This window comes from Citrobacter sp. Cpo015, assembly GCF_030333035.1.
Lineage (GTDB): Bacteria > Pseudomonadota > Gammaproteobacteria > Enterobacterales > Enterobacteriaceae > Citrobacter > Citrobacter portucalensis.
In genome coordinates this window covers 239,726-260,999 of the sequence record NZ_JAOWGS010000037.1, presented here as the reverse complement: position 1 = coordinate 260,999, position 21,274 = coordinate 239,726, and the positions used below count along the sequence as shown (strand labels likewise).

Sequence of the window (21,274 nt, the reverse complement as noted above, 5' to 3'; positions counted from 1 at the left end):
AGTCAAAAGCGGGTCGAAAAACGATATCCCGTCCCGCGAACTGTTTGCACCATACGATCGTGTCCGCTGTGCTCCAGCGCTTTACGCAAGCGGCGGATATGCACATCCACTGTCCGGTCTTCTACGTAGACATTGGTTCCCCAGACATGATTGAGGAGTTGTTCACGACTGTATACGCGTTCGGGGTGAGTCATAAAGAAGTGCAACAGTTTGAATTCGGTCGGCCCCATATCCAGCGGTTCTTCGCCGGTCATTACGCGATGCGAAGTGGGATCAAGACTCAGCCCCTGCATCTCAATAACCTCTTCCACCGCCATGGGGGAAATTCGACGCAGCACAGCTTTAATACGCGCCACCAGCTCCTTGGGAGAAAACGGCTTGGTAATATAGTCATCCGCACCGGTTTCCAGACCCCGGACGCGATCTTCCTCTTCTCCCCTCGCCGTCAGCATCATCACGGGGATCTCCCTCGTCATGGCTTCGCGCTTGAGATGCTTAATAAACTGTAGACCCGAGCCGCCGGGAAGCATCCAGTCAAGCAGGACGAGATCCGGCCAGGGTTCATTGAGTTGGTTCACAGCACTGTCATAGTCTTCGGCTTCTACGGGTTGAAAACCGTTTTGCTCGAGCACGAAGCAGACCATTTCACGAATTGGAGCTTCATCTTCTACGACCAGAATACGTCTCGCCATGATTTGCCCTGTTTATAATTAAATCGTTTGCCATCAATACGGTGCCATTATGCGTCAGTTTTATGACAGATTTATGAAAAGATAGTCCAGGTTTAACGCAGCCAGACGAATTATGACAGCCCGGAGACAAGATATTACCGTCTCTGAAAGGTTATAATCCCCGCCACTGTTTTATCGTCATGGAACTCTTATGCGCATCCTTCACACGTCTGACTGGCATCTGGGCCAAAATTTCTACAGCAAGAGCCGCGCCGCTGAACATCAGGCCTTTCTCGACTGGCTGCTGGAAACGGCACAATCCCAGCAGGTGGATGCCATTATTGTGGCGGGCGATATTTTCGATACCGGCTCACCGCCAAGCTACGCCCGTGAGCTGTATAACCGTTTTGTCGTCAATCTGCAGCAAACTGGCTGTCATCTGGTCGTGCTGGCAGGCAACCACGACTCCGTCGCCACGCTCAATGAGTCCCGCGATATTCTGGCGTTTCTCAACACCACGGTCGTTGCCAGCGCCGGCCATGCGCCGCAGGTGTTGCCGCAACGTGATGGCACGCCGGGAGCGATCCTGTGTCCGGTTCCTTTCTTACGACCACGTGACATCATTACCAGCCAGGCCGGGCTAACCGGACAAGAAAAACAGCAGCATCTGCTGGGGGCGATCACCGACTATTACCAGCAGCAGTATCAGGACGCCTGCACGCTGCGTGGCGATCGAAACCTGCCCATCATTGCGACCGGCCATTTGACCACCGTTGGCGCCAGTAAAAGTGACGCCGTACGTGACATTTATATCGGTACGTTGGACGCCTTTCCGGCGCAAAACTTTCCACCCGCGGACTACATCGCACTGGGGCATATTCACCGGGCGCAGGTTATCGGCGGGACGGACCATATTCGCTACTGCGGTTCACCGATTGCCCTTAGTTTTGACGAGTGCGGCAAAAACAAATGTGTACATCTGGTGAGCTTTGAAGCGGGGAAACTCAGCGCCGTTGAAAATCTCACCGTACCGGTCACCCAGCCGCTTGCGGTACTGAAAGGCGATTTAGCCGCCATTACCACCCAGCTTGAACAGTGGCGTAACGTGCCACAAGAGCCGCCGATATGGCTGGATATTGAAATCACCACCGACGACTATCTGCATGACATGCAACGTAAGATCCAGGCCTTAACCGAAGATTTACCGGTCGAGGTGTTATTGGTGCGCCGCAGTCGGGAACAACGTGAACGTATTATGGCCAATGAACGACGCGAAACGTTAAGCGAGCTAAGCGTAACGGAAGTTTTTGACCGCCGCCTGGCGCTGGAAGAGCTCGAGGAGCCTCAGCGTGAGCGGTTGAATCAGCTGTTTAGCGCAACCTTACACACGCTTGCCGGGGAGAGTGAAGCATGAAAATTCTCAGCCTGCGCCTGAAGAACCTCAACTCCCTGAAGGGAGAATGGAAAGTCGATTTCACGGCAGAACCTTTTGCCAGTAACGGGTTATTCGCCATCACCGGGCCAACGGGCGCGGGGAAAACCACCCTGCTGGACGCGATTTGCCTCGCCCTGTACCACGAAACGCCGCGCCTGAATACAGTGTCACAGTCGCAAAACGACCTGATGACCCGCGACACCGCGGAGTGTCTGGCCGAAGTTGAGTTTGAGGTGCGCGGCGAAGCCTACCGCGCATTCTGGAGCCAGAACCGGGCGCGCAATCAGCCCGAGGGCAACCTGCAGGTCCCGCGCGTAGAGCTAGCCCGCTGCGCTGACGGTAAAATCCTCGCCGATAAAGTCAAAGACAAGCTGGAGATGACAGCCGAGCTTACCGGGCTGGATTACGGGCGTTTTACCCGTTCGATGCTACTGTCTCAGGGCCAGTTTGCCGCCTTTCTTAATGCCAAACCGAAAGAGCGCGCCGAGCTTCTGGAAGAGTTAACTGGTACTGAGATCTACGGCCAAATCTCCGCCATGGTGTTTGAAAAGCACAAGTCAGCGCGTACGGAGCTGGAAAAACTGCAGGCCCAGGCCAGCGGCGTGGCGCTGTTAGCACCAGAGCAGGTGCAGTCCCTGACGGAAAGTTTGCAGGTACTTACTGACGAAGAAAAACAATACCTTACCAGCCAACAAACTCAGCAACAGCACCTCAACTGGCTTATTCGGCAAAATGAGCTTCAGACGGACATAAACCGCCATCAGCAGGCATTACAGGCAGCACTTCAGGCGCAAGAAGACGCGCAGCCGCAGCTGGCAGCGCTGAGCCTGGCGCAGCCGGCCAGAGCATTGCGCCCTCACTGGGAGCGAATCCAGGAACAAACGGCTACTATCGAGCGTACGCGCCAGAAGATTCAGGAAGTGAATACTCGCTTACAAAGCAGCTTAGCGCTGCGCGGGTGTATCCGTCAGCAAGCGCACACGCAATCGACCGCGATACTCGCCGAACAACAGACGTTAACCGACTGGCTGAACGAACATGACCGCTTCCGCTTATGGAGTAGCGAACTGGCAGGATGGAAAGCGCTGCTGGCGCAACAGTCCGACGCCAGCGCCCAGCTACGCCAGTGGCAACAGCTGCGGGAGAACGACACACGTAAGCTCGATGCACTGGCGCTTCCCACGTTGACCCTTTCGCCGCAGGAAGTGACAGAAGCGCTGGCTCAACATGTGCAGCTTCGTCCACTACGCCAGCGCCTCAGTAATCTGCACGGGCAAATCGTCCCGAAGCAAAAGCAGCTGGCACAGCTACGCGCTTCACTGCTGCAGCGCCAGCAAGAGCTGACCCAGCGCAACGCGGTACTTGCCGAGAAACGTCAGCGCTATAAAGATAAAAATCAGCAACTTGCCGATGTGAGACTCATTTGCGAGCAGGAAGCCCGCATCAAAGATCTGGAAAGCCATCGGGCATTACTGGAATCCGGCAAACCTTGTCCGCTTTGTGGCTCTACTACACATCCGGCTATCGAGCGTTACCAGACGCTTGAGCTGAGCGTAAATCAGGCACGACGTGAAGTGCTGGAAAAAGAGGTCAAAACGCTGGCCGATGAGGGTTCAACCCTGCGCGGGCAGCTTGAGGCGATAACGCAGCAACTTCAGCGCGATGAACATGAAGCACAGAGGCTTTCTCAGGAGGAGCAAGCACTTACTCAAGAGTGGTTGACCGTTACCGCCAGCCTCAACGTATCGCTACAACTGCAGGATGACATTGCCCCGTGGCTGGCCGCTCAGGAAGAGTACGAACAACAGCTTCACCAGTTAAGCTTGCGTCATACCCTGCAGGCGCAAATCGCCGCGCATACCGAACAGATTACTCAACTCCAACAGCATATTGACCAGCGCCAGGCAACGTTAACCTCAGAGCTGGACCGTCATGGTCTGGCCCTTCCGCCCGAGGATGAAGTCTCCTCATGGCTAAGAGAACGGGCGAACGAAGCGCAAATGTGGCAACAGCGCCAGAATGAACTGACTGAGCTACAGGCCCGGATTGCCCAGCTTGCGCCGCTGCTGGAAACGCTGCCAGAATCTGAGGCGCTTTCTGAAATCATTGAGGATCTGTCGCTGGAAAACTGGCGGCAGGTGCACGACGATTGCCTCTCTTTACAGGGACAGTGGCAAACCTTGCAGCAGCAGGAAGCACAGGACGTTCAGCGCGCCGCAGACATTCAGGCGCAGTTTGATGCCGCATTGCAGGCCAGCATCTTTGACAACCGTGACGCCTTTATTGCCGCCCTGCTGGATGAAGAGACCTTCAACCGTCTTGAGCTGTTGAAACAATCGCTGGAAAACCAGCAACAACAGGCACAAACGCTGCTTAATCAGGCCCAGCAGGCGCTGGTGACTCATCAACAGCAGCAACCAGCCGGGGTGGATCTCACTCTCACGGCACAACATCTTCGCGACACGCTGGCGCAGCTCACCCAACTGCTGCGGGATAACACCACTCGTCAGGGAGAAATTCGCCAGCAGCTCAGGCAGGATACTGAAAACCGCCAGCAGCAGCAGGCGCTGATGCAGGAGATTGAAAAAGTCGCGCAGCAGGTCGAAGACTGGGGCTATCTGAATGCGCTGATCGGCTCGAAAGAGGGAGATAAGTTCCGCAAATTTGCCCAGGGACTGACGCTGGATAACCTGGTCTGGCTTGCCAACAACCAGTTAACCCGTCTGCACGGTCGCTATTTGTTGCAGCGCAAGGCTAGCGAAGCGCTGGAGCTGGAAGTGGTCGATACCTGGCAAGCCGATGCGGTGCGTGACACGCGTACGCTCTCCGGAGGTGAGAGCTTCCTGGTGAGTCTGGCGCTGGCGCTGGCATTGTCCGATCTGGTCAGCCACAAAACGCGAATTGACTCCCTGTTCCTCGACGAAGGCTTCGGCACGCTGGACAGCGAAACGCTGGATACCGCTCTGGACGCACTGGATGCACTCAACGCTACCGGTAAAACCATTGGCGTGATCAGCCACGTCGAAGCAATGAAAGAACGCATTCCGGTGCAAATCAAAGTGAAAAAAATCAACGGGCTGGGTTACAGCAAACTCGACAACACTTTCAGAGTGGAATGACGCTGATTTTTCGACGTATTGATATTGCCGACAAGATCGGCAATATCATTCCCTGCATATTATTCTTACGCTTAAAAAATAACCGCTAGCGGTAAATCATATCAAAGGTCGCCGTGGCGTTGATTTCGCCGGCCCGCAAGTTCTCATTTAAACGTATGACGTGAGCTTTAAACGGCAGAGCGACGCTCCCTTCTGCACCATTTTTTATCGTGGACAGGAGCTCGCCAAAATTCACTAACCGATCGTTATATAAAATTTGCACACCGACACCTTGCGCAGACGTCGGAGAATCAAGATCATTTAATGTCAGAATAGTGCTATCGCCTGCTGCCGTTGTACCAGAAAATAATACATTGACATTGGTATCCTGATCGCACGTCAAATCAATTTTAAAATCAACCGCATCACCAGTATCACCCGGGTTATTCAGACTGACAGTTTTAAAGTAACGACCCAAATTAACAGAAATATTCTTACTATTAAGCACACAACTGGCACTGTTAACTACCACATCTGCATCGGTAAAGTTAATATGAAGTTGAGCGGCGGATTCATATATTCGGGAAGCACTAAATCGTGATAATTGCAAGGGAGTATCTGTAATAGGTTGCCCGGTTGAGATTAATCGCACCTCAAACATTGCCGATACATTTGTGTATTCACAGCCATTGCATGTTTTTGAACCTTCAGCCTTCGCCGGAGAATAAAAAATACGGGCATCACTTGGTGAGTAGCTTTTGCCACTATCAACAGACAACCACCAAATTTTAATCCCAATACCTGGGTTATTCGTCTGATAAACATATTCTTCAACACCATTTACCAGCGTCAATGATGAGTCATCATATCCACGATAGATTGGGTGCACCCCATTACAAAATATATCCGATTGATTTGGAGCACTAAGATAACCGCTATCCCATAGGACAGTTCCTGCAGGGACATCGCGCTGAGCGTTAATAGTCGGAACGGTGACCGTATAGGTTGCAGCTGTCGTATCATTTTTATAATAACATGAAGCATAACTTACCACTGACCAGTTTAGTACAAAAAATACAATCACATACCTAATGAAGGATATCATTATCACTTTCACCTTTATTTACACTCTGCCGCTAATATAGCAACGGTTTTGTTGGTAAGTTCATCGGCAGGAATAGCAATCTGCGCGGTACACTGCTGTGTTGCTTTCTCACCCCACTTCACCATAACGCGATCGCCTGCCGATACACCGGTTAAATAAACCTGTCCATTATCACCCACGATACTGGCATAATTTTTTTCGTTTTCCCCTGCCAATGCCGCAAGCGCGCCGAAAGGAACGTTATTTCCATTATGTTGTAGCGTTAACAAAACACGTATACCGGTGCGTGCAGAAAATGTTGCCAGTGTGACCGCACCACGCGAAGGAATCACCTGTTTGACGGGCTCCTCAATATCAACCTGCGGGTTACTTGCCGTATTCAATATAATGTTATTCGTTCGATAGGGTGAGGCATATGGAATAACAGCGTAGCCATAGGAATCAGTATATACGCCGGTACTGTTTTCTACTTTAATATCAGGCCCATCGTCGGCATCGACTAAGGTCACCGTTTCAGGTAGCGACTGTGCTAAAGTAAACCCGCCAGCATGGCCGATAATCCCACCTTGTAACTTATAATTCACTTGCCTGCTGTTGTTGTCATAATTGTACCCACCAGAAACAGAGCCAAATGAGCCTTGCCAGGTGGCATTCATACTTCCATTCTCCCCCATTCCATTATTCCCCCAGGACTGCTGGAGATTATAATTGAGGTTATCATCCTGCAATGCAGTACCACTGATCCCAATCAGATGTTGCTGACTACGATGACGGTTATCTGTATAAGTATAATTCGCCCAGGCACTGGGTAACCATTTATCTAAGGGAATACTGACAGTAAATGAAACCTGCTCATCTCGATGTGAGGTTGGCGTTTGCGTCAACGAATAGTTGAGCATAAATCGGATCCGTTCCCAGTTCTGGTTATAACCGACAGATACCGTGCGCTCATATCCCGCCAGTCCCCAGTAATCTTGCTGATAACCGGAGATATAGAAAGAACCTAGCTCATTCAGGCTCTGGCTGATATTTACCTGAAAGCGGCTACGACGGTTATTGGTATTGCGATAAGCATAAAAACTGTCGTCATCAATATCGTTAGTTCGGTTATTTAACGTTTCCGTAAACGTATAAAAATTACGGGTAGAGTAACGATAACTCGCAAGCGTAAGATTGGTGTTGGTCGTATCGATATTCTTCGCATACTGGGCACGATAAGACATCCCCTGCCAGACGTTATCAGCCACTTCGCTTCTGGCCGTTGTGGCATCAAACGAAAACGCGCCAAAATCATGAAGATCAATACCAAAACCTAATGCCGCGGAACGATAAAAATCACTGCCCAACACGCCGCTATACACGGTAAAACCATAAGGCAACCCATAGATAAGTTGCGCTTCGACCAGATTAGGATCCTCTGATGTATCATTATTTTGGTAATGCCCGGCGGCAACGCTATATTGCAATGCCCCCTGTCGCTGCATGATAGGTAAAGAAGACGACGTCTGAACGAAGCTACGCTCACTCCCATCAGCCTCCGTGATTGTTATATCGAAATCACTGCCGGAAGATACCTGCGGTACATCCGTAATTTCAAACGCCCCTGCGCTGACATAGGTTTGATAGAGAGTGTAGCCATTTTGCTTAATGGTCACCTTAGCATCGCTTTTCGCAATCCCCCGGATCACCGGCGCAAACCCTTGTTGGCTATAGGGCAGCATAGCGGTATCTGTTTGCAGACGAATACCACGAATCGGAAGGCTGTCAAAAATATCTCCCGCAGTAGAGCTATCACCGAGCGTTAGTTGGCTACGCAGGCGCTTTATATCCCGCTGAATATACGTCGAAATGTTTTCCCAACCATCTCCGCTTTGGTAATTTCCATTGTTTCGTATGCGCCACGGCCCTACATTCAGTCCACTGTTTAAACTCAGGTAATTTTGTGTCGACGAGCCCTGAGAGCTGTAGTGTGTTTTAGAGCCGCTATAGTAATAACCCAACAGTGCAGCAGGTATCCCATCATCCCAATTATCAGGGTCGATATACCCCTGCACTTCCTGATTAACAGCAACTTGCGGAACACGAATATCCAGCCGTTGTTGCTGAGTGGAGAAAGTCCAGGAAGCCTCTTCAATGTAACGTCCGATATCATCAACCGTGGCGTCATCAGACATCGTTTTCATCAATGGCATTTTGCTGACATTGACGCCATAGGCGGCCAGTTCTGATTTTTTTAACACGGGAATGAGTGCGGTATGGGCTTCATTAAGCACATACGTCACATTCTTTTTTTCAACAAAATGATTATTAAAATAAACAGAACTGAGGTAGACGCCTGGTGCAAGTGCATTATCGTCTAAAAAAGTACGGATCGCCTCTGCGCTGTCTATTGGGGAATCAAAACGTAGCGCATCAATATTAAACTCATCATCAGCAACTTGAGATTCAGCGATACAAAACGGACTACACAACATCAACGCGGTGGCAATAGCTGATAATTTCAATGAGAGAATTTCATGATTATTATTGATAGGCCGCATATTGTGGATATCCTTATCCGCCAAATTTAAAGTGACTTTTCCTGTTCGGAAGTGGCATTGCCGTAGTCGTCGATTGCACTCCATCGAACAGACTTAGCGTTCCCACCAGGAAGGGAATAGATCATTTTTGAATAGGGTGAAATCATCATAGACACAGCAGAAAGCGTATCTTTCGGCGGCTTTACCTCTTTGCCGTCAACGGTCATATTATGCAAAGAAATATAGTATGCAGTCGGGTTATCCACAGCCAAACGTCCACCTGAAACAGAAAATATCAGACTTTTGTATGCTTCTTGCGCGTCGTTTTTATTTAATCCTTTTGGTCGCCATATCAGCTTAATACGGCTGCGGGTAGCCAATTGTAGCTTACTTTGTTGTACTAACACTTTAGGCGTCGCTTCGATAGACTTGATATTAGCCCAAAAAATTTGTTCACGATCTTTTTTCAGGATGTCATTTTTATCGACTGAGATAAAATGTAGGATATTCGTCTGTCCGCCAATAAGTTTAAATAACGGAGGAGTAATAATAAGAGGAGGCTTACTTTTATCATTCTTATCGAAGTTATCAACCCATGCCTGAACAAGCTGATTTCCATTACCCGTATTTTTTACCGTTGCCTGAACTTCATCCACATCTCCAGGATAAATAATACGCGTATTACTAATTTGCACCCCCGCCGAAGCAGTGTTTTGAAAAAGAATGAATATTGCTGAAAACAGCAAACCAGAAATGTTGAGATTCATCATTCATCCCTTATGGCTAAATCTCGAAAAGAATTACAGGACATACCCTGATTATCCTATGGCATATCCTGTCTGAACTTACGTCACACCCACTCTACGTCCCTTATGGATAGTAAATGGTATAGGTTGTGGTTGCGGCAAACTCGCCGCCTTTGATACTCGCCGGATCAACGGTTGCCACAACTTTTGATGTGAAGTTAAACGTCAGGTCATTTTCTTCGCTTGCCCCGGTCGTTTGAGCAAAAGCAGAGTTCGCTTCGTCGTTAAAAACGACTTTATCATTGCTGGCATCAGCGCCATAAACCACAATACCAACACCGGTATCAACGCCGCCAGTAAGCGCTTTCAGCTGCGTATTTTCCGTTGCGGTATCACCTGCAAAGGTCAGGTTTACCACAGTATTTGCCGGGCACTTAGTCAATTTAATTGCAAATGGCTGAACCTGAGACGCTTCTTCGCCAATACCAGCAAAGGCGTTCGTCCCCAGCGGGGTAAAGGGTACCTGAACATCTTCGCTGTCTGTATCAACCTGGCAAGGTGGGTTAATAATAGTACCGGTAAAAGTGACGGTGCCCTGGTCATCAGTTAAGTCTGCCGCATGCGCAACATTGATAGCCGCAACAAGCAACAAAGAGGCAGAAAGGAGTACTTTCTTTTTCATGTGAAATTTCCCTATAATAAATTTTATTATCTTTCGAATGCTGCCTCTGAAATTTCCGCCAAAGACTTTTGCATATAAAAATCCCAAACAGTCCTCAGAAGAGGTCCGAAAGATAGAATCTTATGCGTTCTAACCCAATGGATATTGTGGTCGACATATATAATATAATATGATTTTTATTTCATCAATAGCGCAAAGACAAAAAACAATACCATTATAAAACAGCAAGTTAAATAAATTAATCACACAAAGAAAAACAATATTTAAATAATTTATAGCTATGCATTTTATATATAAAAAATAAATCACTATCGATTCATATTCGTTATGAATACAACAATCCATTCCCAACCAGAAACCGCCCATCAATAAAACATTATTTTAGTGTATTTTATATATTGAAAAGACTACAATTCCGAGTCCGTATGTTATCGGCATCTAACATGCAAATAATTGCTTTCAAGAATAATTGCAATCGTTCGTTCAGACTTCACAAATATGATAGCATTAGCCCTACTTAGCTGTTGTTGCTGCGTATGACAGGTGGTATGAAAAAAGTCATTTTCTCTTTAGCCCTGGGGACGTTTGGGCTGGGCATGGCCGAGTTTGGCATCATGGGTGTACTCACCGAATTGGCGCGGGACGTGGGAATTTCCATTCCTGCCGCTGGCCATATGATTTCGTTTTACGCCTTTGGCGTGGTGCTTGGCGCGCCCATTATTGCACTCTTTTCCAGCCGCTTTTCGCTCAAGCATATTCTGCTGTTTCTGGTCACGCTGTGTGTGATTGGCAACGCCATTTTCACCCTCTCCTCCTCGTATTTTATGCTGGCGGTGGGCAGGCTGGTTTCAGGCTTCCCGCACGGCGCATTTTTTGGCGTTGGCGCAATTATCCTGTCGAAGCTCGCCCGCCCGGGAAAAGTCACCGCCGCCGTCGCGGGCATGATTTCGGGTATGACCGTTGCCAATCTGGTTGGCATTCCCGTCGGCACCTGGCTGAGTCAGGAATTTAGCTGGCGCTATACGTTCCTGCTGATTGCCGTCTTTAATATCGCCGTGATGGTCTCGGTCGCTTTTTGGGTGCCCAACATCAGCGATGAAGCAAAAGGAAACCTGCGCGAACAATTTCACTTTTTGAAAAGCCCCGCCCCGTGGCTCATTTTCTCCGCCACCATGTTTGGTAACGCTGGGGTTTTCGCCTGGTTCAGCTATGTCAAACCATACATGATGTTCATCTCCGGTTTTTCCGAAGCGCTGATGACCTTCATCATGATGCTGGTAGGATTAGGAATGGTGTTGGGAAATCTGCTGAGCGGTCGGCTGTCTGGTCGCTATACGCCGCTGCGCATTGCGGTGATAACCGACTTCGTGATTGTGCTGGCTCTGCTGTTGCTCTTTGCCTTTGGCGGGATCAAAGCCGCGTCGCTGACCTTCGCCTTTATTTGCTGCGCGGGCCTGTTTGCCCTGTCGGCACCGCTGCAAATTTTATTGCTGCAAAATGCTAAAGGAGGGGAGCTGCTGGGTGCGGCTGGCGGGCAAATTGCCTTTAACCTCGGCAGCGCGATTGGCGCCTACAGCGGTGGCATGATGCTGACGCTGGGCTTTGCCTACAACTACGTGACGCTGCCGGCGGCACTGCTGTCGTTTTCTGCGATGTCGTCACTGTTGCTGTACGGTCGCCTGAAGCGCGCAGTACCCCAGATGACACACGCTGCCGGATAGCATCTGCGCTACCCGGCTACGCGAACCTTACTCCTGCGGCCACAGCCAGGCCGCACCGCGTACACCGCTGGAATCCCCGTGTAGCGCCTTGCGTAGAGGCGTTTCGCATTCGCCGCCAAAGACAAACTGCTTAATCAACGTCGGAACGTTTTGATACAGTCGGTCGACATTGCTCATTCCGCCCCCCAGCACAATGACGTCCGGATCGAGAATATTCACCACATGTGCCAGTGATTTCGCCAGACGACGCTCATAGCGGCTCAACGCCTGCTCCGCAAGAGAATCCTGCGCAGTAACAAGACTGATAATTTCATTGCCTTTGAGCTGCTTACCGCTCAGACGCTGGTAGTCGGTGGCAAAGCCGGTCCCGGAAATGAAGGTTTCAATGCAGCCTTGTTTACCGCAATAACAGGGGACTTCCTGTCGGAAACGCAGCTCATCTTCGTCCATCCATGGCAGCGGATTATGCCCCCACTCGCCCGCGGTACCGTTACCGCCCGTGTGCGCCCGACCATTCAGTGCCACGCCTGCGCCACATCCGGTGCCGATAATCACCGCAAACACGGTTTGCGCCCCGGCCGCCGCACCATCCACCGCTTCTGAAACCGCCAGACAGTTGGCATCATTTGCCAACCGCACTTCACGATTCAGACGCGAACTCAGGTCTTTGTCAAAAGGTTGTCCGTTAAGCCAGGTCGAGTTGGCATTCTTTACTACCCCGGTGTAGGGCGAGATTGAACCTGGAATGCCCATTCCCACGGTTCCCGTCTGCCCGGTGGCGTTTTCCGCCATCTCCACCAGCGTGGCGATGGTTTCTATCGTTTGCCGATAATCATCACGCGGCGTGGGCAGGCGATGGCGAAAAAGCTGCTCGCCCGCATCGCCAAGCGCAATAACTTCCGTTTTCGTACCGCCCAAATCGATACCTATACGCACTGTTTGCTCCTCTTCCCGATTAACAATGCAAGCATAGCGACAATTCGCTATCATGCCCGCTGGATTTAACGACAAGGCCGTGGAAATTATCATGCTGTGGTTCAAAAATTTAATGGTTTACCGTCTTAGCCGCGATGTTTCTTTGCGAGCCGAAGAGATGGAAAAACAGCTGGCATCAATGACGTTCACCCCTTGCGGTAGCCAGGATATGGCAAAAATGGGCTGGGTTCCGCCGATGGGATCGCACAGCGATGCATTAACGCATACCGCCAATGGCCAAATTATTATCTGCGCCCGCAAAGAAGAAAAAATTCTGCCGTCGCCGGTTATCAAACAGGCGCTGGAAGCCAAAATATTCAAACTGGAAGCTGAGCAAGGTCGCAAACTTAAGAAGACCGAAAAAGACTCGCTGAAAGATGAAGTTCTGCACTCATTGCTGCCGCGCGCCTTTAGCCGCTTCAGCCAGACAATGATGTGGATCGATACCGTCAACGATCTGATCATGGTTGATTGTGCGAGCGCGAAAAAAGCCGAAGATACGCTGGCGCTGCTGCGTAAGAGTCTCGGTTCGCTGCCGGTCGTTCCGCTGACGATGGAAAACCCTATTGAGCTGACGCTAACCGAATGGGTTCGCTCCGGCACCACGGCGCAGGGCTTCCAACTGCTGGATGAAGCTGAACTGAAAGCAATCCTTGAAGACGGCGGTGTGATCCGCGCGAAAAAGCAGGATCTGGTCTGCGACGAAATCGCCGTGCATATCGAAGCGGGCAAACTGGTTACTAAGCTGGCCCTCGACTGGCAGCAGCGCATTCAGTTCGTTATGTGTGACGACGGTTCCATTAAGCGTCTGAAGTTTAGCGACGAGCTGCGCGATCAGAACGAAGATATCGACCGCGAAGATTATGCTCAGCGTTTTGATGCCGATTTCATCCTGATGACAGGTGAACTGGCGGCGCTGATTAAAAGTCTGGTGGAAGGATTAGGCGGCGAAGCGCAACGTTAAGCCGTGTTTAGCGAATGGCGACTCAATATCGCCATTCGTCATTTTTACGCTTACAGGTAACGGCAAAGATACGATGTTGGCTCTGCTACCTGCAGATGAAACTCGCTGTTGCCCGGTACGTTAAACACGTCTCCTGCGGCATACACTTTCCACTCGGTTTCCCCTGGCAGCAGCACGTTCAGTGCGCCACTTACTACCGTCATCTCTTCAGGCGCCGCAGTACCAAAGGTATATTCACCTTCAGCCATCACGCCTACACTGGCGCGGCCAGTACTGCTGCTGGTAAAACCGATCGATTTTACTTTGCCGGAAAAGTATTCATTACTTTGAAGCATACAACTGGCCCTATCTCGTGATTAAGTTAGGAACCAATATAGGGGGCTGATGTTCCACCTGTCACGCAAAATTACGCCAGCAATTCCGAAGCCAGTCGAGCAATCAACACATTGGACAGCAAAACCGGGACATCCAGCGACTTTTGCAGTAAATCACGATGACGCTGATGAAACCCCAGGCAGTCCAGCATAAGAACATCAGCACCTTGCTCAAGGAGATATTTCCCGGCATCAATCAGCTGTTGTTCAGAACCTTCTACTGGATTCGCCACGGCGTACACTGGCGGAGTTTGTAACACCTGCCACTTTTGTGTCTGGGCTTTGAGCAATTCAGCAACAGGTACAATGACCCCAACCTGATGCCCTTCGACAATTGAAGCCACTAACGGGGGAATAATGCGTATGGGTTCCAACAAGATACTATTGCGGGCGGTCAGACGGGTGATTGAGGCGGTACTCATCAGCAGGATCACATCAAATCCCTGATTATCGAGAACCTCCACAATGCTTTGCAGCGAGCGTTCCACTTTCTGGCGTGAGACATGAGCAAGTTGGTGGTCGCTAAGCAGCGTTAATAACAGCTCGTCACCGGGTGAAGCCCCGTACTCGGCCATCACATCTTCTCGCTGCATCTGCCCCAGCAGACTGTGGTGAGTAATGTGCTGTTCATCAATATATTCCGTCAGGAGCGGTAACATCTCACACATCGGCACAACGCCAATCGTGAGGATAGCCAACGACGTACTCATTTGTTGCTCCACCGTCTTCTTACTTTGCTGTGAAATCCCGGATAAGTGCCGGGCGCTGACCTGTGCTACAAATGCTCAAAAGCGTAGCAGTAGATCGGCGGTGTATTGTGTAAAGATTCCAGATCATTCCAGTACTGGATTGTTATTGTTTAATTTTCAATTTTTACTGTATACGGCGAAATTTAAAATAATGTGATGCACGCCCGGACTGGCACTTTTAAGACTCGTGCCAGAGCGGTCTTCATATCAGGTTTTATCGGGGTCTTCGTAGCGTTTTTTAGCATCCATCGCTTCCTGAGCTGAAGGATGCTCACTGATCAACGAATTCGGTTTAGGGTGATCGGCACGAAGTTGATACCAGGTTACCGTCTGACCTGGCGTCCCTTTTTCAACCGTAACAATGGTCGCTTGACGTGGATAAGGTGGTTGTGTCGGCATAGTTCTTCCTTTTCACTGGATGAACATTAAGTATAGACACCGCCCTGCAACCGTGGCGCTGCCTGCGCCAGTATCCCAAGAATGTCTTCCACTACCTGCGAAGGCGGATTGGTGGCATCAACGATATAGTGCGCAGCCTCACGATACAAAACATCGCGCTGGGCGAGCACTTCCTGAACCTCTTCGGTCAACGGTTTGCCGGTTAGAGTCGGTCGCAATCCTTCTTCAGGCGTGGCCTCCAGACGATCAACCAGTACCGATACCGGTGCGCTTAGATAGATAACCACGCCGTGGCTGCGCATGTAATGACGATTAAATTCGGTAAGAATGATACCGCCGCCGGTCGCAACAACCGTGGCAGGAGCTGTAACAGCCTGCAGAGCGGTCGTTTCCTGGGCACGAAACCCTTCCCATCCTTCTCTTTCGACGATTTCCGCCACGGTCATTTGCACGTGCGATTGCAACCAGCGATCGGTATCAACGAACTGGAAATCAATAGCCTTTGCCAGCGCCATACCGGTTGTCGTCTTACCACACCCCCGGGGGCCAACAAGAAAAAGAGGTTGCGTCATCACAGAATTTCCCCAGAGAGCCGCCAACAAGCGGGATCTGATGCGGTTAAAAATATAATCATATCATCAAACTAGTACATCGCCAAAACCGTAAAGAAAAAATTACAGAAAGAATGGCAAGATGAGTTAACCCCTACTATAACAAGAATTCATAATGAATAAAGTGTAAATAATAAATTACACACTCTATTTTCTACGCTGAACTTCCAGCCACCACTTATCCAGTTCAGCCGCAAAATGCTGTCTGTCGCGGGGCGAAAGGCTGTCCGGCCCCCCGGTCTGGATACCGCTGGCTCGCAGTGTATCCATAAAATCACGCATCATCAGACGCTCGCGGATCGTGGCTTCGGTATAGCGTTCGCCGCGCGGGTTAAGCGCCGCCGCACCTTTTTCAATCACTTCAGCCGCCAGCGGAATATCTGCCGTTATCACTAAATCACCGGCGCTGCACTGACGCACAATCTCGTTATCAGCCACGTCAAAGCCCGCAGGCACACGTAATGTGCTGATGAAACGCGAAGGCGGGACGCGCAGGCTTTGGTTGGCCACCAAAACAAGCGGCATTTGCATGCGCTCAGCGGCGCGGTACAAAATGTCTTTAATCACATTCGGACACGCATCGGCATCCACCCATATTGTCATAACTTCTCCCCACTGGTGTGCTGTCGCACATTGTCGCGTGCTTTTACTTTCAGGCAAAGTGCTGTTTCTCCTTCTGAACATATTCATTCCGCGCTAAGCTTAGCTTTCCCAGATTTACCCTAAATAATTCGGGTTGCAGGCAGGCGGCAAGAGAGTGAGTCCCGATGAGCTTACTCTGGTAAGTAATTCGGGTGAGCGAACGCAGCCAACGCACATGCAACTTGAAGTATGACGGGTATAAAACAATGAATATCATCCATAGGGAGTGACAAGATGGACAAGAAAATTGGTTTTATCGGCTGCGGTAATATGGGCAAAGCCATTCTTGGCGGCATGATCGCCAGCGGTCAGGTTCTCCCCGGACAAATCTGGGTCTACACCCCTTCCCCCGATAAGGTCGCCGCGCTACACGACCAGTACGGCATTAATGCGGCGCAGTCTGCACAAGAAGTCGCGCAGATCGCTGATATTGTTTTTGGGGCCGTAAAACCAGGCATCATGATTAAGGTGCTGAGTGAAATTACCTCCAGCCTGAACAAAGATTCCCTTGTCGTCTCGATTGCCGCGGGCGTCACCCTCGATCAACTCGCTCGCGCGCTGGGCCATGACCGTAAAATCATTCGCGCGATGCCAAACACGCCATCGCTGGTGAATGCCGGAATGACCTCCGTCACGCCGAACGCCTTAGTTACACCGGAAGAAACAGCCGACGTGCTCAATATCTTCCGCTGCTTTGGTGAAGCTGAAGTCATTGCGGAGGGGATGATTCACCCGGTTGTTGGCGTCAGCGGTTCAGCACCGGCCTATGTATTTATGTTTATCGAAGCGATGGCAGATGCCGCCGTTCAGGGGGGGATGCCCCGCGCGCAGGCTTATAAATTTGCAGCACAAGCGGTAATGGGTTCGGCGAAGATGGTTCTGGAAACGGGTAAACATCCTGGCGAATTGAAGGATATGGTGTGCTCGCCAGGTGGAACCACCATTGAGGCGGTACGCGTCCTGGAAGAACGCGGTTTCCGTTCATCGGTGATTGAAGCGATGATTAAGTGCATGGAGCAGTCGGAAAAACTCAGCCGCTCCTGAGTTAACACCGCCGGACGTCAGGCCGCCGCTTCAGTGCGGTTACGTCCGGAATTCTTTGCTTTGTAGAGAGCCATATCTGCTGATTTTAACCATTCTCGATAGTGTTCAGTTTCAGACGTCAGCGGCGCAACGCCCACGCTAATTCGCAGGTCAACCTGCGGCGCGCAAGATAAACGCAGTTGGGTAAGCCGTTCGTGAACACGAGACATCGCTGCAATCGCGCTGCTCGCTGACGTGCCACACATGATTACCGCAAACTCATCACCGCCAAAGCGACCAATCACATCGCTACCGCGTAAGGTCATCTGTAACTGGCGGGTCAGTGCAACAATGGCCTGATCCCCGACGTCATGGCCCCAGGTATCATTGATACTCTTAAAATGGTCGATATCGATGATAAGGAGCGTGGCATCACGCTGATGGCGGCGGCAATTATCAAATTCATTCCGCAGCAACAGTTCCCAATGACGTCGGTTATAAACCCCGGTCATCCCATCTCGCGTACTCATAACCTGTAAGCGACGTTTATGTTCTGCCAGCCTGATGAGCGTCTGGTAACTCACCCAGGCAAATAGCAACGGGTAAACCACTAACACCGGCAGCGACAGCAGCACACTCAGTTGCGTACTGCTAAAAGCCACGGGAATATCCGTTAACTGTAACGTCACCAGGCAGGAAACCACCATCAACACGGCGCCTGCGATGAAGACACGCATACCCCCTGCGCCCATCAGGTTGATACAGATAATCATCAACAGCGCCGTGGATGGCAGCAAGTTTATCCCCATAATCCCCATCCACATCCCGGCGAGGATGGCATCGGCTTTTAAGTTGGTATATTCGCTATGCAGTGGATCGATAGCTTTACTTGCCAATTGCCATGCCAGATGCGGCCAGACAAACGCCCATCCCACCAGCAAAAGCCACCAGCCTCCGGTTATTGGCTGAGAAACTAATACCGACGCGATAGGGAAAAACATTCCCCCCAGTCCCACCGCTCGCGGCAGCCTGATTCGTCGGGCAAATCGCAGACCGGAACGTTGGTGGTCATTTTGATGAAGCAATATAAATGCTTCATTCGGGACGACCTTCTTTTGATAAAAGTTTTCATCATTCATCGTATTTGGGAATATTCTGAAACAAATTTCCCAAATTATAGGAAGGGGTCTGGTAGCGGAAGTATGATATTTCGGGTGAGCGATTTTACCTGCTCACCCGGAAGTGCTAAGCAGATTTTTTCAGGCAAGCGCTCATAAACTTATTACGATCATCGCCTTTCAGAGACTGTTCCGTCGCCTTGACGTTGCATTCACGCATTTTCTGTTGCTGTGGCGTCAGGCTCTTTTCCTCAGGTGCAGATTTACTGTTTTTCAGGCAATCACTCATATAGGTCTTACGCGCATCCCCTTTTAAGGTCTGCGCCGTGGCCTGCTGATTGCAGGTGGTCATACGCTGTTGTTGCGGGGTTAACGTCTTCTCGGCAGCACCGACGGTAGTTAAAAAAATCAGACCAAAAAGTAACGTCATTAATAATGTAATTTTCATAGCACCATCCTTTTCTGAACGACGACACACAGGTAAGTTTGGCTGCTAACGATAAAAATACCACCCGACGGCAAAAGTATTGCCGCCGGGTATCAGCTTATTTCAGTCCTAACGCCGCTTTCATGGTGTAAAACAGATCGGTTTGATCGGTCAGGCCAACCACATTCGCCGCATGAGGGCCATAGGCTGCAATACGCAGTTGGCTGCCGGTGTGCTCCTGGGACTCTTCTTCAGAGTTGCCATAGCTAATGACCATCACCGCGCCATCTTTAGTGTTCAGCGCCTGCGTCAAACCTGGCGCTTTGGTATCCGGTGCGACGATCTGGCTGGCATGCGCGTGGTCAGCGGTTACCACAACCAGGGTGTTGCCATCTTTCTTCGCAAAGGCAAGTGCACGCTGCACTGCTTCATCCAGATCGACCGTTTCACCAATTTGTCCACACGGGTTAGCGGCATGATCTTGTTTGTCGATTGACGCGCCTTCTACTTGCAGGAAGAAACCTTTCTCATTTTTGCTTAACAGCTCAATCGCTTTATCCGTCATCTGCGCCAGCGTTGGCACGCTGTCGTTACGTTTTGGATTTGGCGTACAGGTCACTACCGGCTTATCCAGGTTGCCGTGATAAGACGCTTTCGGCCCTTCCCAACGCACTGGCATATTACCGTCTGAGAACAGACCCAACAGCGGTTTATCCTGATTCGCTTCGCTAACAGCCGCCAGCGTCGCGGCATCACTCACCATCTGGTAACCACGGGCCTGGGCTTGTTCTCGCAGCGTTTTACCCTGCCACTCACCTGCCGTAGCGGTTTCAGTAAAAGTCTTTGCCCCGCCGCCTAACGTAACATCCGCACGAGCATTCAATAATTGTTCGGTAATTGACCCTTTACCGCCTTTTTCCAGCGCGTTCGTCGGGCATTTTTCAGCCGTCACGCTCGGGCCATAGCATTTACGCGAAGTGACATGGGCAACCAGTGAGGCCGGCGTGGCATCCTGTAATTCAGCCGTGGAAACGTTGCCTGTCGCCAGACCTGCCGCTTTGGCCATTTCCAGAATCGTGGTGTGATCTTTTTCATGAATATCCACACCCAGTGCCCCATTATAGGTCTTCACGCCGGTTGTCCATGCTGTCGCAGATGCTGCTGAATCTGTCACATAATCGGGCTTGCCCGTTTTCTTATCCAACGCATAATGTGTGTATTGTCCGGTCAACGGTAAAGCATCAATACCTTTAAAAAAGCCGCCCGCGCCTTCAGCATAATTTCGCGCTGCCGTTATTTCGGAGTCGCCCATCCCATCGCCAATCAGTAAAATTATATTTTTGGCCGGTTTATCGTTCAGGGATTCGCGCAGAGCTGCCGTTTGATCGGCAGACAATCGGCGAGCGCCACCCGGCGTGGTGATATCTCCCTGAGCAGCACGATTATCCATAACCGCTACAGTAGATGTTTCTGCATTAATAACCGGGGTAAACAGCAAAGGTAACAGGGCAATAGCCAGAGCGCTTTGTTTCACTTTATATTCTCCATGTATAAATACGGTAAAATTAAAACAAAGCGACTATAAGTATTTGATGTGACACTTTTATGATAATTTGCGGTTACCCCACCACAGATGGATCACAACGCTTTTGGTACGCACTCGCCAGCATTATGTATGTTCGTCAGAAACGCGGGCATGCGGTTTCCGCCAGCCAGCGCCCCCTCAATTTGACGAATAAATATTTGCCGATCGTTCCACGCCATATTGCTCAGCATTTCGATGATTACCCGCTCTAACGTTTCGACCTGTGCCGCCAGATCTTGCGATTCTTCTTCTTTTTGCGCGAGCTTAAGTAACAACTCAGTGACGAGGTTTTTCATTTGCCTATTCCCTTAACAAAATATGGGTCACGTTATCATTAAGGCTCACGACTGCCTAGAGGATGAAAGTTGTATTTTTATAAGAAATAAAACGATTTGCGAAAACAATCACAACACAAAATAAGGGAAAATGA

At 50.3% G+C, this 21,274-nt stretch carries 20 protein-coding genes; 5 read left to right on the top strand and 15 right to left on the bottom strand.

Annotated elements, in window-relative coordinates; translation table 11 throughout:
* Nucleotides 1-2: 2 nt before the first annotated feature.
* Complete coding sequence (gene phoB, locus OGY67_RS16990) at nt 3-692, bottom strand: phosphate response regulator transcription factor PhoB (protein WP_103284804.1); 690 nt, start codon at nt 690-692, stop codon at nt 3-5.
* A gap of 190 nt (nt 693-882) precedes the next feature.
* On the opposite strand from phoB, the gene sbcD reads away from it, so the two are divergent.
* Together sbcD and sbcC are read left to right on the top strand one after the other, a co-directional pair.
* Complete coding sequence (gene sbcD / locus OGY67_RS16985; protein ID WP_079934857.1) at nt 883-2,085, top strand: exonuclease subunit SbcD; 1,203 nt, start codon at nt 883-885, stop codon at nt 2,083-2,085.
* Entirely contained in the window at nt 2,082-5,225 is a 3,144-nt protein-coding gene (gene sbcC / locus OGY67_RS16980) for an exonuclease subunit SbcC (RefSeq protein ID WP_286574263.1), read from the top strand. Before sbcD ends, sbcC begins: the two co-directional genes overlap by 4 nt.
* Before the next feature lie 85 nt (nt 5,226-5,310).
* Here the strand turns inward: sbcC and OGY67_RS16975 are convergent, their stop codons facing one another.
* The 4 genes from OGY67_RS16975 to OGY67_RS16960 all read right to left on the bottom strand — a co-directional run bounded on the left by OGY67_RS16975 (nt 5,311) and on the right by OGY67_RS16960 (nt 10,256).
* Nucleotides 5,311-6,309: a fimbrial protein gene (locus tag OGY67_RS16975; RefSeq protein WP_174770632.1), complete on the bottom strand. Its 999-nt coding sequence runs from the start codon at nt 6,307-6,309 to the stop codon at nt 5,311-5,313.
* 14 nt (nt 6,310-6,323) lie between these two features.
* Nucleotides 6,324-8,849, bottom strand: coding sequence for a fimbria/pilus outer membrane usher protein (locus tag OGY67_RS16970; RefSeq protein WP_286574261.1), 2,526 nt, complete (start codon nt 8,847-8,849; stop codon nt 6,324-6,326).
* A gap of 26 nt (nt 8,850-8,875) precedes the next feature.
* Nucleotides 8,876-9,598, bottom strand: a complete 723-nt coding sequence (locus OGY67_RS16965; protein ID WP_286574259.1) for a fimbrial biogenesis chaperone — start codon at nt 9,596-9,598, stop codon at nt 8,876-8,878.
* A gap of 100 nt (nt 9,599-9,698) precedes the next feature.
* Nucleotides 9,699-10,256, bottom strand: coding sequence for a fimbrial protein (locus OGY67_RS16960; RefSeq protein WP_079934862.1), 558 nt, complete (start codon nt 10,254-10,256; stop codon nt 9,699-9,701).
* Nucleotides 10,257-10,804: 548 nt separating this feature from the next.
* Here OGY67_RS16960 and araJ point away from each other — a divergent pair.
* A complete protein-coding gene (araJ, locus tag OGY67_RS16955) occupies nt 10,805-11,977 on the top strand; it encodes an MFS transporter AraJ (protein WP_032942515.1) in 1,173 nt (390 codons plus the stop codon).
* A gap of 27 nt (nt 11,978-12,004) precedes the next feature.
* On the opposite strand, the gene mak is transcribed toward araJ, so the two are convergent.
* Nucleotides 12,005-12,913, bottom strand: a complete 909-nt coding sequence (gene mak, locus OGY67_RS16950; protein ID WP_286574257.1) for a fructokinase — start codon at nt 12,911-12,913, stop codon at nt 12,005-12,007.
* Between the two features lie 91 nt (nt 12,914-13,004).
* Here mak and rdgC point away from each other — a divergent pair, with 91 nt between their 5' ends.
* A complete protein-coding gene (gene rdgC, locus OGY67_RS16945) occupies nt 13,005-13,916 on the top strand; it encodes a recombination-associated protein RdgC (protein ID WP_003021479.1) in 912 nt (303 codons plus the stop codon).
* Between the two features lie 50 nt (nt 13,917-13,966).
* On the opposite strand, the gene ppnP is transcribed toward rdgC, so the two are convergent.
* The 5 genes from ppnP to OGY67_RS16920 all read right to left on the bottom strand — a co-directional run bounded on the left by ppnP (nt 13,967) and on the right by OGY67_RS16920 (nt 16,652).
* Complete coding sequence (gene ppnP / locus OGY67_RS16940; RefSeq protein WP_003021477.1) at nt 13,967-14,251, bottom strand: pyrimidine/purine nucleoside phosphorylase; 285 nt, start codon at nt 14,249-14,251, stop codon at nt 13,967-13,969.
* A 71-nt stretch (nt 14,252-14,322) separates the two neighbouring features.
* A complete protein-coding gene (locus OGY67_RS16935) occupies nt 14,323-15,000 on the bottom strand; it encodes an AroM family protein (protein WP_003830963.1) in 678 nt (225 codons plus the stop codon).
* A 246-nt stretch (nt 15,001-15,246) separates the two neighbouring features.
* Complete coding sequence (yaiA, locus tag OGY67_RS16930) at nt 15,247-15,438, bottom strand: protein YaiA (protein WP_003021472.1); 192 nt, start codon at nt 15,436-15,438, stop codon at nt 15,247-15,249.
* A 26-nt stretch (nt 15,439-15,464) separates the two neighbouring features.
* A complete protein-coding gene (gene aroL / locus OGY67_RS16925) occupies nt 15,465-16,010 on the bottom strand; it encodes a shikimate kinase AroL (RefSeq protein ID WP_008783910.1) in 546 nt (181 codons plus the stop codon).
* Between the two features lie 186 nt (nt 16,011-16,196).
* On the bottom strand, nt 16,197-16,652 hold the full coding sequence (locus OGY67_RS16920) for a YaiI/YqxD family protein (RefSeq protein ID WP_048214806.1): 456 nt from the start codon (nt 16,650-16,652) through the stop codon (nt 16,197-16,199).
* A 273-nt stretch (nt 16,653-16,925) separates the two neighbouring features.
* Between OGY67_RS16920 and proC the strand changes: the two genes are divergently transcribed.
* Nucleotides 16,926-17,735, top strand: a complete 810-nt coding sequence (gene proC, locus OGY67_RS16915; protein ID WP_204558866.1) for a pyrroline-5-carboxylate reductase — start codon at nt 16,926-16,928, stop codon at nt 17,733-17,735.
* A 17-nt stretch (nt 17,736-17,752) separates the two neighbouring features.
* Here the strand turns inward: proC and adrA are convergent, their stop codons facing one another.
* From adrA to OGY67_RS16895, 4 genes are all read right to left on the bottom strand, one after another.
* Nucleotides 17,753-18,868: a diguanylate cyclase AdrA gene (adrA, locus tag OGY67_RS16910; RefSeq protein WP_095533161.1), complete on the bottom strand. Its 1,116-nt coding sequence runs from the start codon at nt 18,866-18,868 to the stop codon at nt 17,753-17,755.
* Between the two features lie 91 nt (nt 18,869-18,959).
* Entirely contained in the window at nt 18,960-19,280 is a 321-nt protein-coding gene (psiF, locus tag OGY67_RS16905) for a phosphate starvation-inducible protein PsiF (protein ID WP_003830956.1), read from the bottom strand.
* A 97-nt stretch (nt 19,281-19,377) separates the two neighbouring features.
* Nucleotides 19,378-20,793 (bottom strand): alkaline phosphatase, encoded by a 1,416-nt coding sequence (phoA, locus tag OGY67_RS16900; protein ID WP_286574255.1) that lies wholly within the window; start codon nt 20,791-20,793, stop codon nt 19,378-19,380.
* Nucleotides 20,794-20,897: 104 nt separating this feature from the next.
* On the bottom strand, nt 20,898-21,140 hold the full coding sequence (locus OGY67_RS16895) for a sigma-S stabilization anti-adapter protein IraP (protein ID WP_057068908.1): 243 nt from the start codon (nt 21,138-21,140) through the stop codon (nt 20,898-20,900).
* Nucleotides 21,141-21,274 lie beyond the last annotated feature (134 nt).